Below are 13,634 nucleotides of genomic sequence, written 5' to 3'. Positions count from 1 at the left end.
CCGCAGTTCAGGCCGTCGCGACCGGCCGCACCGGGATGTACTCCAGGACGTCGCCCTGCGGTTCCAGGCATCTGCGGGTGAACATCCGCACCGCGACTCCCGGGCCGAAGTCGTACGCCCGCGACGGGCGGTGCTCGGCCATCACCGATCGCACCGTGGCCGACCAGTCCAGTGGCCGGCAGATCACCTGGGAGAGGCAGTCGGCGTAGAGATCTCCGGCCCGTTGCAGGTTCCGTGGAAAATCCGTGGCGTACACCGGCGCGGCGAGCCGGGCGCTGGTGATCGACGTACCGGCCCAGGCCCGGTCCGCGTTCAGGTGGTCGAGTACCGGCGCCAGCCGGCTGTTGTGGAACGGGACCGTACTGCGCAGGAAGGCGTAGCCGACGCCTGCCCCGGCGAGCGCCGTCCGGTGCCGGAACCACAGTTCGAGCAGTCCGCTGGTACTGCCGCACAGGACGGCGTCGCTGGGTCCGTTCACCAGGCCGAGTTCGACCGGGCGCCCGCCCTCCGTCAGGTGCTCGGCCAGCAGGTCGCGGAGCCGGTCCACCGCCAGCCCGGAGACGGCGACCATCGGCCCTGGCCGCTCCCTGGCGCCGCTGAGCTGAACATATCGGCGCACGAGACCCGGTTCGCCGTGCGGTTCACCGGCCGCCTGTTGGCAGCGCAGCAGGGTCAGGGCCGTCATCGCCATCGACTCGTGAGCGTCCCGGAGGAACTGCTGCTGGCCGCCGTCCGGCCGCAGTGCCGCGACCACCGCGGAGATCAGGCCGAGGCTGTGGCCGAGCCCGATCACCGGGCCGGACCACGCCGCCCGGGATCCGGGCCGGAGCAGACACAGGTGCATCAGGTGGGTGAGCAGCCCCTCGACCACCGAGGAGCGCAGTGCCGCCGGGGTGATCGGCGCCTGGTTACGCAGCCAACCGCGCAGCGGGATCCCGTCCGGCGGCAGGTGCCGAGCGTTTTCCGCGCCGAACCGGTGCACCGCCCGGTCGACGGCCTCCGCGGCGACGTCCAGGAGTTGCCGGTCAGCCGGTCGCCGATAGAGGTTCTGTAGCTGCCGGACCAGGCCGGGACCGGAGGTTCCGAAGCCGGAGAAGAGCAGAACCGAGGAGGTGGACCCGTACCGCCCGGAGGAGCTCATGCCGATCCTCCTTCCGGCAGGCCGTCGGCCTCTGCGGTCTTCTTCAGCGCGCTCAGCCAGTCACGCAGCGAGGCCTCCAGCGCGATGCGCAGGTTGGTCGGGTCGACCCGTACGGGCTCGCCGTCCCAGGACTCCTCGGTCCGGACGAGGACGCCCTCGGGCTGCGGGCTGAACGTCCACACGTGCAGGCCGTCGATGCCGCGTGTCCGGCCGCCCCAGGCGATGCGCCGCTGCGGTACGAGATCAGCGACCGTTGACGTGATCTCCAGGCCGGCGATGCGCCAGTCGAAGGTTGCGCCGACCCGCAGCGATCCGCGCAGGTTCGCCCGCTCGATGTGCGGGTTCCAGTCCGACCAACGGTCGATGTCGGTGTGCAGGTTCCACACCGTGCCGGGCGCGGCGCGGGTGAAGACCTCCAGTTCGATGACCACCGGGGCGTTGCGGTTGACGTCCATCGCCATATGCACAGCGTTCCGGGCCGGTCGACGGCGGACATCCGGCAACTGACGTGGCTTCATCCATAGAGGTTCATCGATATGTCCTGCCCGACGTCGGGTCACTGTGGACGCGGGCACGCCCGTCGGCGAGAGGTGCCCGTCAGCATGCGCACCTCTCGAACGCGCTGCTGCGGTATCGCGCCGACGCCTCCGGCGGCACCGAGCCGGTGCTACGATCGCCGGCACAGGTCATGAGCGCCAGCGCGAAGCCCCGGCTCGCTGGCCGGCAACCCTCCGTTCGCGGGCGGGGTGCTCCGGGTGAGGACCAGGCTCGGCACGAGCGATGCCGAGCAAGCCGCGAAGCAGGAGGTCCCAAGTGCCGTCGATCCCTTCCTTCGACCAGGACACGGCACCCGAACAGCACCCCACGCCAACCGGCCGGGTACGACTGCGTCTCGCCGACGCCGCCGACGCCGAGCAGATCGCCCGACTGCACGCCGAGAGTTGGCGTCGGCACTACCGTGGCGCCTACGCCGACTCCTTCCTCGACGGGGACGTCGCCGCTGACCGGCACTCGGTCTGGTCGGCCCGCCTGGCTGCCCCGACCAACAGCCGGACCGTGGTGGCCGAAGACGAGAGCCGACTCGTCGGCTTCGTCCACGTCGTGTTCGACCACGACCCCAGGTGGGGCAGCCTGGTCGACAACCTGCACGTCGTGCACGGCCACCAGCGGACCGGCGTCGGCTCCACGCTCCTGGCCCACGCCGCCCGAGCCGTCCTGGAACACGCGACGGCCGCACGGATGTACCTGTGGGTCCTGGAGCAGAACACGGCGGCGCAGCGCTTCTACCGCGCCTGCGGAGCCCGCAACGTCGAGACGGCGACCGTGTCACCGCCCGGCGGAGACCCGTCCCGACTCAACGGTGCTCCCCGCAAGTTCCGGATGGCCTGGCCGGACGTCACGGAGCCGAGTGGCCTCGACACCCGTCGCCGAGACGACGGGTAGCGCAGCACGCTCTCGGCGCCGGAACCCGCTCCTGGCTCCCCCCGGGTCAAGGCAGCGCGTTCGCCGGGTTCGCGGTCCCGCCGCGTGCCGTGGACGCGATCCTGAGCAGGCAGGCGAGATCCGGGATCGTCCTGACCTGCCGGGAAATGACCTGCTGGCCGGCGCGGTTCCAGATGCGCAGCCGCACCCGCCCCCGCTCCACCCGTGCGATCTCCGACCAAGCCACGAATCGCCGTCCGTCGCGTACTCCCAGGGCGCTGACCGTGATCGGGCCAAAGACGCTGGTGCCGGTCTCGGCGATCTCCGCGGTCCGGCGCGGGTAGGTCGTCTCGGTCACGGCCCGCTCGACGGCCCCGGCGAGCCGGCCCATGCCCGCGTACGGGGGCCTGGCCAGGTTCAGCGTCGTGCCGTCGGTCAGCTCCAGTACGCAGCGCGGGAACTCCTCCACCGGGCCGAGCTGGTAGATCCGGGTGGTCCAGACCCGGACGTGCGCGACCTCGGCCCAGCGGAGCAGGCGGGTCACGGTGCTCGTCCCGGTGGTGGTGAGCAGGCCACCGGTGCAGAGGTACAGGTGACGGCGGGACCTGCGCCAGGCGGGTACGGCGAACAGCACCCCGAGCCCACCGGCCCCGGCACCGATCGCCCGCCCGACCTCGTCGCCGAAAACCAACCCGGACACCCCGAGTACGCCGCAGGTGACGGCGAAACTCAGCTCCATCGCCACCGCCTGTCGATAGCGCTCGACCACCTCACCGAGGCCGGTCTCCGCGACGATCTCCGTGATCTCGGGCGGGCAGTTCCGCATCCGACGCTCACCTCCCGGACGATCCTGCGACGTATCGGTTCCCATCGTCGTCCGGGCGGTCAACGGGTCGCCGGCTGGAACGGCCGGGACCGGTGGCGGCGCGGGGTGCGCCACCACCACCACCGCTCGATGCGACGATCAGGTCCAGCTCGGTCGCCGGCGCTGCCCGCCACCGGCCAACGCTAACGACGCGGCGGCAGGGGCCACGCCGAACGCCCCCGACAGAGCCTCCACTCGACCCCGCGACCGACCGGCAAAGAGACTTGGCTACCGCACGTCGATCCGTACCGCTTCCGCGTCTGGATCGGCGGCGAGGAACGCGGCCGCCTCGTCCTGGATCGCGAACAGTTCCCGCAGCGGGGCCGGCCGACGTGCGGTGGCGGCGAGGTCGTCATGCGCCTCGCTGGACCACAGGAACGGGTAGACCGCCAGCCCGTGTGACGCCGGCAGTTGCTCGACCTCGGCGCGCCATCCGGGCCAGCGCTGCGACTCGTAGAACTCGGCCGTCCCGCCGGCTGCGATCCAGGACAGCCAGGCGCCGTGCCCGCAGCCGAGCTCCTCCCACTCCAGGCTGTCGGGCGCGAAGTAGCAGACCTCACCGGGCTCGCCCGGGCGGCCGATGGCGGCCGGATCGGCGCCGCTGACCTCGAACCGGCCGCCGAGCACGTCGTGGCCGACCAGCAGGGCCGCGGGCGGTTGACCGTCACCGGGTAGGCCGTTGGCCTCGGCCAACGAGGGCAGACCCCGCTCGGGGCTGCCGCCGCCGAGCACCCGCAGCCAGCCGCCGTCGACCAACCGGCCGCCGGTGTGCAGCGCCAGGGCGCCCAGACGGGACCGGGCGGTGACCTGGAGCCGGTGCAGGCAAGCCCGACCGGCCTCCGGATCGACCGGAAGGACTTCGACCGCCGGGCCGAGCGCGGCCAGCTCCGCTTCGAGTACCGGCCATGCCGGGTCCGGAGTGTGGATCAGGTCGTCAACGGGCCGCATCGCGCCATTATGGGTCACCCGCCGGAAGGAGGCGGTGCGGCGCGGACGGCGACGGGGCAGGGCGCGCGGCGACCGGGCGCAGGTGGGCGCGTCAGGTCAGGTGATCGAGGCGCTGTCCGCCGAAGTAGGGTCACCCGGTGACCGCGTACGACATCGCCGCCGGACTGCCCGGCATCGAGCGGCTGCGGCGGCGCTGCAAGGCACTGGCCGTGCTCGACCGCATCATCGACGACGGGGACGGCTACTACGCCTACACCTCGGCCTGGGGTGCGGACGAGGCGGCGCTGATGAGCAACGGCAGCGGCGACGAGTGGGCCGTGGTGTTCACCGCCGACGGCGCGTTCATCCGGGTCTTCGATCACGAGTCGGCGATGTCGCCCTACGGCGGTCCGGACCACGAGCTGTGGCCGGGCCTGCTCGACGGGCTCCCCGTGGTGTTTCGTCCGCTGGTGGAGGAGCCCGCCTTCTGCGACGAGGCCGGGCGGTTCGTCGCCACCGCGGTGCTGTGGCGGTTGGTTGGCGACGACCGCTGGCACGCCGGTGAAGGCATCACCTTCCCGCCACCGAGCGGGTTCGACGACGGCGGGCCGGACGGGTCCGGGATGCTCGAGATCCTGCTCGACGACATCGTCGACCGGTTCGTCGAGTTCGCCGCCGACTACTACGAGATCGAGCCGGACCGGGCGGCGGTGGAGCACGTCGTTGCCCACCGTCCCCTCACCGACACCGTGCTGCGGGCGCTGAACCCGCGACACACCCTCGCCGACCTGACGGAGGACCTCGCCGCGATCGGTTACCCGATCACCGCGAGGTAACGAGCACCAGGTTCCGGCCCGGTCACGAAGGTACCCGTGGCTCCACCGACCCGGACGGCGCCCCGGTGCCGAGCACGACGCACGACGCTCGGCACCGGGGCGCCTGGTACCGCGAATCGCCGATCAGGTGGCGACGAGCGTTGGGCGGCGCGGTCCACCGCCCGTGGCGGGGATCGGAGCTACAGTCCCCAGCCGTACCGGATGCGGTCGCGGCCGGAGGCGTTGCGGACGGTCAGGTTCAGGTTGGTGCCGCTGCCGCTGAGGGCGAACATCGAGTAGTGGTCGTAGCCGAGGCTTCCGGTCGGCTTGCCGCCGAGCGCCGGCCAGTAGGTGCCGCCCATCCGGTTGTCCCGCATGACCTGGGTGACGGCGCGGATGTGACGCACGAAGTTGTCGGTACTGTTCGCGTTGGCGTAGTCGAGGCCGGTGGACATCGGTGCGCCGTACTCGGTCACGACCGCGCGGGAGGCGCAGTTGCCGAGGCGGGTCTGGATGTGGCTCCGGAAGGCGTCGTACGTCATCGCGCTGTAGAAGAAGGCGTAGTGGTGGAAGGAGAGCAGCGTCCCGCTGAAGCGGCTGTCGTTGCAGACGTCCCGCAGGTCCTGGCTGTAGCCGGTACCGCCGATGAGCACCCGGCTCGGCACCGCCGAGTAGTGGTAGCTGAGCCAGTTCGCTGCGACGTTGCGCCAGTCCGCCGAGCTGTAGCCGTGGGGCTCGTTCATCGGTTCGAAGTAGACGTTGGTGTTGGAGCCGTAGGTGTTGGTCACCCGGGACCACATCGTGTTCCACGCGGCGAGGTTGGTGATCCTGCCACCGGAGGCGGCGCCGTCCTCCCAGTAGGCGAGGATGACCTTGAAGCCGCGGGCGGTGGCGGCGTCGATGGCGCCCCGGTAGTTGTTCCACCACGTCGTACCGACGGTGTGGGTGTTGATCGGCAGCCGGACCGTGTTGACGCCGACGGCTGCCATGTCGTCGTAGAGGGCGTTGGCCTTGGCCCGTACGGTCGCGTTGCTGTCGGACTGGCTCAGGCCCTGGACGACCAGCGGGCCGGTGCTGAAGTTGTCGCCCAGCACGGCCCAGTTCATCCCCCTGAACTGGTTGGTGGCCGCGCCGGCCGGGGATGCGCCGCTGACGGCGGCGACCGGAATCAGCGCCACCGCGGCGAGGGCGCCGACGAGGACGCGACCGAGTGGTCGTCGACGGGATGTCGGTACCTCGTCGGGTCGAGGGTCGGGCATGCCTCGGCCGATCTGGATGCCCTGCTGCGTTGTCAATGTCTCGTCCTTCCTCTTGGTGTGCACCGGTGGGGCCGACCCGGGACGGGAAACGCCGTGGCGGCGGGCCGCAACACTCCAGCAACATCTTCTTAATTTAATGTGAGCGCTCACACCATCTTCCGAACCGACTCGTTCACAAACAGACATAGACGAACATGCGCCGGGATCAGGGACGGCCCCCTGGACGATCGCCGCGCTGACCGGACGCCACGCCGACGGGTCGCCCGGACCGGCCCCGGCTGGTGGGCCCCGGCGGGCCGCGCCCACGTCCCGGTCCGCCGGGGTCGTCAGTTACGGGTACGGCCGAGGTAGACGTTGCGGGCGCGGTAGAGGGTCTCCGCCGTCGGGCCGGGTGAGCCGGAGGAGCCCTCCATCTGGAGGTTGATGATCAGCCACATCGGCTTGCCGACGAAGTTGGACCCTCGGTGCTGACCCTTCCACTGACCGTCGAGGTAGTAGTGGATGTCGACGTCGGTCGCGTTGACCTTGGCGATCCAGACCCGGTACTCGTGCCACGCGCCCGGGTTCGACACACCGACGATGGTGTTGTCCCACGCCCCGTCGTAGGTGTTGAACCAGTTCCGCGCGTCGCCCTTGTATTCGAGTATGTCGCTCTCCGGCGGCCAACTGTTCGCTCCGGTGAGCCAGAACGCCGGCCAGGTGCCACGACTCGACGGTGCCTGGAACTCGCCGCGGACCTCGTAGTTCGGGAACTGGTCGTTGACGAGTACCTGATCTTTCGCGTGGATGGCGCCGGAGTGGTACCGGATCGGCAGGTGTGGGTCGGCCGAGCTGGTCCCCTCGTCCCAGGTGATGCGGGTGGCCTTGATGTTGAGTTGTCCGCTGGGGGAGAGGTAGACGTGGTTGGTGTCGGTGGCGCTCGCGTACATCCGGGCGCTGCCGTTGTGGTCGGAGCCCCACGGGTAGCGGAAGTTCCACTCGGCCATCAGCGCGTTGCGGTCGGCGAACGACGAGCCGTCGATCAGCGTCTCCCAGGCGGCCGCCCGGGCCGGCGGTTGGGCGAGCATCACGGTGCCGGCGAGCAGGGTGGTGAGGGCGAGCGCGGCTCGGACTGTCCGGGTCATCGTCACCACCTCTCCGCGCCGCGCGGACAGCACATCGGTGCTCTGGTCATCACTTCTCCGCCTTTCTCCACGGGGTCGGGGACGATCGGATATCGCGGCCACCTTCCGGGTCGCCGTCCGGGCCCGGTGGCGAACGCCCGTGCCGACCGGGGTCGCCCGGGGCGCGCGGACCGGTGCCGGCTCTCAGGACTGGGTGCGTGTCCACTGCTGGTTGGTGCCGCTGCCGCAGGTGTACTGGGTGATGTCGGTGCCGTCGGTGGTGCCGCTGCTGACCACGTCGAGGCACTTGCCGCTGTGCCGCGCCCGGAGTTGGTAGTAGCTGCCGGTGGCGACCCACTGCCACTGCTGGTTGGTACCGTTCCCGCAGGTGTACTGGACGATGTTCGCGCTGTCGGCGGTCGAGGCGGATGCGACGTCGAGGCACTTGCCGCTGTTCTGGTTGACGATCCTGAAGTAGCCGCTGCCGGCGTCCTGGAACTCCCACTTCTGGTTTCCGCCGCCGTTCCAGCCGTACTGCTTGACCTCGGCGCTGTTCGCCGTCGAGCTGCTCACCACGTCCATGACCTTGCCGCTGTGCCGGGCGGTGATCCGGTAGTACGGCGGTGACTGGCCGGTGATGGTGCCGGTGCTGGCGTCGATGGTGATCGACGGGTACCAGTCGAGGCGCATGCTGGTGCTGGACGGGAAGGTGATCGGCAGCCAGACGTACTGGGAGTCGTTGACGGGTCCGCTCCAGGCGCCGGCCCAGCGGTCGCCCATGTAGAGGTAGCTGGTGGTGGAGCTGCCCTGGATCGGGAGTACGAACGTCGGCTGGGACCGGAAGGTCGTCGAGTCCCCGACGTTGGTCCAGCCGGTCCACGGGCCGGAGATGCTCGACGCGGTGGCGTACTTGGCCTGGTTGGGGTTCCAGCCGGTGGCCGCCGAGGTCAGCAGGAAGTACGTGCTGCCCCGCTTGAACATCGCCGGTGCCTCTCGGTGGGCGTCGTTCCAGAAGTTGCCGACCAGGGTGGCGACGTTGAGGTAGTCCGCGGTCAGCCGGTAGATGTGCAGGTCGTAGTTCTCGTCGGCGGCCGAGATCATGTACGCGGTGCCGTTGTCGTTGTAGAGCGTGATGTCCCGGGACATGTGCTGGCCGAGCGGCCGGAAGCTGCCGTGGTAGGTGTAGTTGCCGTCGACGGTGGCCGACGAGGCGACGGCGGCGCGGGCCTCGCTGTAGTTGGAGCCGTTCTCCTTGTGCATCCACATCACGTACCGACCGGTGCTGGCGTTGTAGATGACCTTCGGCCGCTCGATGTTGGCGACCTGTAGCTCGGACGCGGACGACTGGGTGAGGACGTTGTTGCGGAACTCCCAGTCGCGCAGGTTGGTGGAGCGGTAGACGGAGACCGCGCGGAAGGTGTTGTCCGCGTTGCGGTTCTCACCGAACCAGTAGTAGTAGCTGCCGACCTTGAGCACCCCGCCGCCGTGGGCCTGTAGCAGGTTGCCGCTGGTGTCCCTGAACTGCGTCCCGTTGGTGATGGTGACCGGCTCCGCCTGGGCGGGCGTGCTCGTCCCGGCCACCGCTGTCACGATCGCCGCCGCGGTGACGGCGAGCGACAGCCCCAGCGATAGCAACCGCCTCTCCCTCTTCACTGCTGTGTCCCTTCTGATCGTCCGGTGTGGTCGGGCGGGCGGCCCGGCCCTGCTGTGCCGCCTGGCACGTCCCGGCCCCGGCCCTCCGGTGCTGGCGCCGGCCTCCGACCGGCCAGCCAGGTCGCCGGTGTTGACGGTCCGGCAACACCTTGGTAATCGAGCGTCAACCAGCGCGCCATACTTCGAACCGATTCATCCACGGACATTCATAAACGAACATCAGTGGCTGCCGCGACGTGTCCGATCCGCGCTAGAATCATCTGCCCAGCTCAGGCTTGGAACGTCGGAGCCAGTCTATAGATGAGCGTCGAAGGCCGTTGCCGGTGGTCGGCCTCGCCGGAGCCCGACGCCACCATCGGCGCGCACCGACCGCCGGTGGCCGGCTCCGACCGCCGGACCGGCTGCGGCGCACGGAGCGGTACGGGGGGAGGATTGGCAGTCTTCGAGGGTTGACAGGGTCCGATGTGATCGCTAACACTTCTCCGCAACGCCGAACGCACCACCGATGGCGTCCCGCCGACGCGGATGCCCGGCCTGCGACCGTGAGCTCATAACCCTTGCAGCCCTCGGAGGCCAACCTCAGGCCACCGGCCCTCGGTCGCGTACCAGGGGAGACCCTCCCCCCGATGTGAGCGCTCACAGAGGTCGGATCCGGGATCCCCGCTCTCCGACGAGATTCCCAGGAGGTAGCCGAAGTGGTAACCGACGAGACGGTCGTGTCCGGTCGTGGCCGATGGTGGGCCGCACTGGTCGGGGTGCTCATGCTGGTGGCCGGTCTGCTCGCCGTGCCGGCCGGCCCGGCCAGTGCTGCCAGCAGCTACGTGTACACCACCTTCAAGGGCGACGGTGCCGCCGACCAGGAACTGTGGGTCTACCAGTCGACGAACGGCACCAGCTTCAGCGTCCTCGCCGACACCAACTACCGGGGGCCGACCGGCGTGTTGCGCGATCCGAGCATCATCAGACACAACGGCCGGTACTACATCGCATACACGGTCCAGTCGTGGACCACGAACTCGTCCCACTTCAACGTCGCGACGAGTACCGACCTGACGTCCTGGACACACGTCGCGAGCGTGGCCTCGGGCATCGCCAACACCCGCTTCGTCTGGGCACCGGAGTTCTTCGTCGAGGGCAGTACGATCCGGATCATCGCCAGCGTCGCCCAGACGACCTGCTCGGCCTGCTTCCGGCCGTACGTCTACACGGCGCAGAACAGCACGCTGACCTCGTGGAGCGGTCCGGCGCAGATGTGGGGCCTCGGCACGAACCACATCGACACGTTCGTCGTGAAGGACGGTGCGACGTATCACGCGTTCGTCAAGGACGAGACGTCCAAGTACATCGAACACTGGACGACCACGGCGGGCCTGACCAGCGGATGGGTGCAGCGTGCCGCGCTCTGGACGGCGGGACACGAGGGGCCGTCGGTGCTCCGGATGGACGACGGTACCTGGCGGATCTACATCGACCGTTACACCAACGGCGGGATCTGGACCGCGACGAGCCCGGACCTGAACACCTGGTCCGGCATCACCCGGGTGTCCTGTTCCGGCTGCCGGCACGGCACGGTCGCTCGCCGGTGAGCCGGCCCTCGGGCCCGTCGCCTCGTCCGGACGTCAGGGCGAGATCCGAACGGAGAGGTCGGTAGGCCGGCGTCCGGTCGCTGTCCTCCGACTCCGCCACCCTGCCGGAACCACAGCCACCCACGTCATTCGCCAGCCCGCTAGTGAAGTGGTGACAGTGGCAGCGACGATCCGCGGACGACCAGTTCGGGCGCGAGGAGTACGCGGTGTGGAGGGCGCCGCTCGCCGTCGAGCAGACGCGACACGATGAGCTCGACGGCGAGCCGCCCGACGTGGCTCTTGGGCGGCCGGACGGCGGTGATCGCCGGATCGGCGAGGTGGGCGATCTCGTCGTCGTAGGAGACGATCGCCAGGTCGCCGGGGATGGCGATGCCCAGCTCGGCGCAGAACTGGGCGACGGCGATGGCGTGCGGATCGCTGTGGACGATCAACGCGGTGATCCTGGCGAGCCTGCAGTGCCGGAGGATCCGGACGATGACGTCCCGCTCCCCGGGCGCCGTGACCGTCTCCTGCAACACGAGGGCGCCGGAGGTTCTGGGATCGGTGGCGGCGGTCCGCCAGGCGCGCCCCAGGTGCTCCGAGGTCGGACTGCCCTGCGCGAGGACCAGACCGATTCGTCGATGCCCCTGCTGCCGAAGGTGGTAGACGGCGATCTCCAGACCCAGGGAGTGGTCGCTGCGTACCCATTCGATCTGGCGGGTGCCGGGCGTCCACCGACGCGGTTGACGTTCGACCAGGACGGTCGGCACCGGTAGCTGGCCGATCCATTCGAGAATCTCGTCGGCGTCGTCGCCGTCCAGGCTCGGTGCGAGCAGCAGGCCCTGGACCTGCCGGGCCTCGACGAGGCGGCCGATCTGGCGGCGGTCCTCGTCCGGATCGTAACTCGAACCGCGCAGTTGCACCGTGACGCCGAGCGCCGCCGCGGCGGCGCGGGCACCCGCCACGATCGGCGGCCAGTAGAAGTCGAGCGAGGGCACCACCATGCCGATGGTGAAGCGGACGGCGGCCCGTCGGGGCTGGCTGAGGGTGTTGTTGCCCGACGGCAGCGTCGCACCGCCGTGCACCTTGGCCACCAGGCCGCGCTCGGCGAGGGCGGCGATGTCGCGGCGGATCGTCAGCTCGCTGACCCCCAGCTCGCGGGCGAGGTCGCGGACCCGTACCGCACCACTCCCGCGAAGCTCCGCGAGCAGCCGCTCCTGCCGCTGCGCGCTGAACAGTCGATCTGACTCCACGATCCGCACTCCTATCGGGCGAGCCAGCCTCCGTCCACCGGAAGGACGGCGCCGTGCACGTACCGGGCGGCGTCGGAGGCGAGGAAGACCACGGCGCCCGCGAGGTCCTCGGGCGCGCCCCAGCGCCCGGCCGGGATGCGTTCCCGGATGGCGCGTTCCCGGTCCGGGTCGGCGCGCAGCGGCGCGGTGTTGTCCGTGGCGATGTAGCCGGGGGCGATCGCGTTGACGTTGACTCCGCCAGCGGCCCACTCGTTGGCCAGGGCCCGGGTGAGGCCGACGACGGCGTGCTTGGCGGCGGTGTACGACGGGACCCGGATGCCGCCCTGGTAGGAGAGCATCGACGCCACGTTGACGATTTTCCCGTACCCCTGGCCGAGCATGACCCGACCGGCCGCCTGGCACAGCTGGAACACCGCGTCGAGGTCCACCCGGAGCACCGCGTCCCAGTCCTCGGGCGGGTGTTCGAGCGCGGCGGCGCGGCGGATGATGCCGGCGTTGTTGACCAGCACGTCGAGGCGGCCGAGTCCGGCGACCACCGCCTCGACCGCGTCGGCGAGCGCGGCCGGCCCGGCCGTGGACAGGTCGGCGGGTACGACCAGCACCCGCCGCCCCAGTCGCTCGACCGCCGTGACGGTGTCGGCGGGCTCGGTGCGGCCCAGCAGGGCGATGTCGGCGCCGGCCTGGGCCAGTGCCGTCGCGATGGCCCGGCCGATGCCGCGGTTCCCACCGGTGACGAGGGCGACGCGGCCGCCGAGCCGGAAGGTGTCCAGGACCATCGCTACAGGCCCATGCTGCGCAGGGTCGGTACGGTCTGGCCCACCCAGGCCAGGTCGGCGTCCTCACGGGCACCCTGGGTACGCTGGGTGCCGGCGAGGAACCACAGGAAATAGGTGGTGTAGCCGGGCGCGCTGACCACGGTGTGGTAGCCCTCCGGCATCATCTGCATCACGTGCTCGCGGATGGTGGCGTTCTCCTCGTAACCCTCGTCGGTGTAGACCCGGCTGATGCCGAACCCGCCGGCCGGGTCGACGCGGTAGTAGTACATCTCCTCGTGCGCGGCCTCCGCCGGCAGGTTGTCGACCCTGTGCCGGTGCGGCGGATAGGTGCTCCAGTTGCCGGAGGGCGTGTAGGTCTCCCCGACGATGAGCCGGCGGGCGGGCAGCTCCGGCTGGGAGATCTCGGTGAGGATCTGGTGGTAGGTACGGCCGAAGTTGGCCGCGCCCCACCGGCCGCTCGCGACCTGCTCCGGTGCGATGACGTAGGGATCGGTGGCCAGGTCGCTGGGCGCGCTGGGCAGGGCGATCTCCACGTCGGTGACGGCCTCGACGGTGACGGTGGCGCCGGCAGGGATGTAGACGGAGTGCGGCTTGCCGGAGAAGACGTCCGGACGCCGGCCGACATCCGCGAAGAGGTGTTCGCCGACGGTGAAGCTCGCGGTGCCGCCGAGGACGACCGCGAGGATCTCCCGGCCGTCGGAGTCGCCGGTCCAGGAGCCGCCGGCCGGCAGCCGCAGCAGGCTGAAGTCCAGCAGGCGGCAGGGGTTGAAGGGCAGCGTGTTCCGGCCGTCGGCGGCGGGGATGGTGCAGTGGTAACGGTAATCCATGATCACCTTCCGGGGTGGCGGGCTGGTC

General features: G+C 70.3%; 13 protein-coding genes and 1 riboswitch. Of the genes, 3 read left to right on the top strand and 10 right to left on the bottom strand.

What is annotated here, in order from left to right:
- Positions 1-7 precede the first annotated feature (7 nt).
- A complete protein-coding gene (locus tag C6W10_RS02880) occupies positions 8-1,141 on the bottom strand; it encodes an ACP S-malonyltransferase (RefSeq protein ID WP_107256277.1) in 1,134 nt (377 codons plus the stop codon).
- Positions 1,138-1,602, bottom strand: a complete 465-nt coding sequence (locus C6W10_RS02875; RefSeq protein WP_159104438.1) for an SRPBCC family protein — start codon at positions 1,600-1,602, stop codon at positions 1,138-1,140. Before C6W10_RS02875 ends, C6W10_RS02880 begins: the two co-directional genes overlap by 4 nt.
- Before the next feature lie 223 nt (positions 1,603-1,825).
- Positions 1,826-1,941, top strand: a riboswitch (SAM riboswitch).
- Between the two features lie 13 nt (positions 1,942-1,954).
- Between C6W10_RS02875 and C6W10_RS02870 the strand changes: the two genes are divergently transcribed.
- Positions 1,955-2,584, top strand: a complete 630-nt coding sequence (locus C6W10_RS02870; protein WP_234361591.1) for a GNAT family N-acetyltransferase — start codon at positions 1,955-1,957, stop codon at positions 2,582-2,584.
- A 46-nt stretch (positions 2,585-2,630) separates the two neighbouring features.
- On the opposite strand, the gene C6W10_RS02865 is transcribed toward C6W10_RS02870, so the two are convergent.
- Both C6W10_RS02865 and C6W10_RS02860 read right to left on the bottom strand, forming a co-directional pair.
- Positions 2,631-3,389, bottom strand: a complete 759-nt coding sequence (locus tag C6W10_RS02865; protein ID WP_107256273.1) for a DUF6585 family protein — start codon at positions 3,387-3,389, stop codon at positions 2,631-2,633.
- 267 nt (positions 3,390-3,656) lie between these two features.
- Complete coding sequence (locus tag C6W10_RS02860) at positions 3,657-4,376, bottom strand: DUF2625 family protein (protein WP_107256271.1); 720 nt, start codon at positions 4,374-4,376, stop codon at positions 3,657-3,659.
- 137 nt (positions 4,377-4,513) lie between these two features.
- On the opposite strand from C6W10_RS02860, the gene C6W10_RS02855 reads away from it, so the two are divergent.
- Entirely contained in the window at positions 4,514-5,191 is a 678-nt protein-coding gene (locus C6W10_RS02855) for a hypothetical protein (RefSeq protein ID WP_107256270.1), read from the top strand.
- A 179-nt stretch (positions 5,192-5,370) separates the two neighbouring features.
- On the opposite strand, the gene C6W10_RS02850 is transcribed toward C6W10_RS02855, so the two are convergent.
- The 3 genes from C6W10_RS02850 to C6W10_RS02840 all read right to left on the bottom strand — a co-directional run bounded on the left by C6W10_RS02850 (position 5,371) and on the right by C6W10_RS02840 (position 9,185).
- Complete coding sequence (locus C6W10_RS02850) at positions 5,371-6,465, bottom strand: glycoside hydrolase family 5 protein (protein ID WP_234361590.1); 1,095 nt, start codon at positions 6,463-6,465, stop codon at positions 5,371-5,373.
- A 290-nt stretch (positions 6,466-6,755) separates the two neighbouring features.
- The gene (locus C6W10_RS02845) at positions 6,756-7,553 is read right to left on the bottom strand and encodes a family 16 glycosylhydrolase (RefSeq protein WP_107263606.1); all 798 of its coding nucleotides are present in this window, start codon (positions 7,551-7,553) and stop codon (positions 6,756-6,758) included.
- 183 nt (positions 7,554-7,736) lie between these two features.
- Positions 7,737-9,185 carry an RICIN domain-containing protein gene (locus tag C6W10_RS02840; protein ID WP_107256268.1) on the bottom strand — a complete coding sequence of 483 codons (1,449 nt, stop codon included), beginning with the start codon at positions 9,183-9,185 and terminating at the stop codon, positions 7,737-7,739.
- Between the two features lie 716 nt (positions 9,186-9,901).
- On the opposite strand from C6W10_RS02840, the gene C6W10_RS02835 reads away from it, so the two are divergent.
- The gene (locus tag C6W10_RS02835) at positions 9,902-10,771 is read left to right on the top strand and encodes a family 43 glycosylhydrolase (RefSeq protein ID WP_234361589.1); all 870 of its coding nucleotides are present in this window, start codon (positions 9,902-9,904) and stop codon (positions 10,769-10,771) included.
- A gap of 140 nt (positions 10,772-10,911) precedes the next feature.
- Here C6W10_RS02835 and C6W10_RS02830 read toward each other — a convergent pair whose 3' ends face one another.
- Genes C6W10_RS02830 through iolB form a run of 3 tightly spaced genes read right to left on the bottom strand, consistent with a single transcriptional unit; the run spans position 10,912 to position 13,606 of the window.
- Positions 10,912-12,003, bottom strand: coding sequence for a LacI family DNA-binding transcriptional regulator (locus tag C6W10_RS02830; RefSeq protein WP_107263604.1), 1,092 nt, complete (start codon positions 12,001-12,003; stop codon positions 10,912-10,914).
- 11 nt (positions 12,004-12,014) lie between these two features.
- Entirely contained in the window at positions 12,015-12,779 is a 765-nt protein-coding gene (gene kduD / locus C6W10_RS02825; RefSeq protein ID WP_107256266.1) for a 2-dehydro-3-deoxy-D-gluconate 5-dehydrogenase KduD, read from the bottom strand.
- 2 nt (positions 12,780-12,781) lie between these two features.
- Entirely contained in the window at positions 12,782-13,606 is an 825-nt protein-coding gene (gene iolB, locus C6W10_RS02820) for a 5-deoxy-glucuronate isomerase (RefSeq protein WP_107263603.1), read from the bottom strand.
- Positions 13,607-13,634 lie beyond the last annotated feature (28 nt).

The organism is Plantactinospora sp. BB1, assembly GCF_003030385.1.
Taxonomy (GTDB): Bacteria; Actinomycetota; Actinomycetes; order Mycobacteriales; family Micromonosporaceae; genus Plantactinospora.
The sequence above is the reverse complement of the archived record's forward strand: the minus strand, read 5'-3'. Positions and strand labels throughout refer to the sequence as shown.

Bases quoted from the DNA above. Each gene is read 5' to 3' on its own strand.
- C6W10_RS02880 (WP_107256277.1), bottom strand. From the start codon at position 1,141: ATGAGCTCCTCCGGGCGGTACGGGTCCACCTCCTCGGTTCTGCTCTTC.
- C6W10_RS02875 (WP_159104438.1), bottom strand. From the start codon at position 1,602: ATGGCGATGGACGTCAACCGCAACGCCCCGGTGGTCATCGAACTGGAG.
- C6W10_RS02865 (WP_107256273.1), bottom strand. From the start codon at position 3,389: ATGCGGAACTGCCCGCCCGAGATCACGGAGATCGTCGCGGAGACCGGC.
- C6W10_RS02860 (WP_107256271.1), bottom strand. From the start codon at position 4,376: ATGCGGCCCGTTGACGACCTGATCCACACTCCGGACCCGGCATGGCCG.
- C6W10_RS02845 (WP_107263606.1), bottom strand. From the start codon at position 7,553: ATGACCCGGACAGTCCGAGCCGCGCTCGCCCTCACCACCCTGCTCGCC.
- kduD (WP_107256266.1), bottom strand. From the start codon at position 12,779: ATGGTCCTGGACACCTTCCGGCTCGGCGGCCGCGTCGCCCTCGTCACC.
- iolB (WP_107263603.1), bottom strand. From the start codon at position 13,606: ATGGATTACCGTTACCACTGCACCATCCCCGCCGCCGACGGCCGGAAC.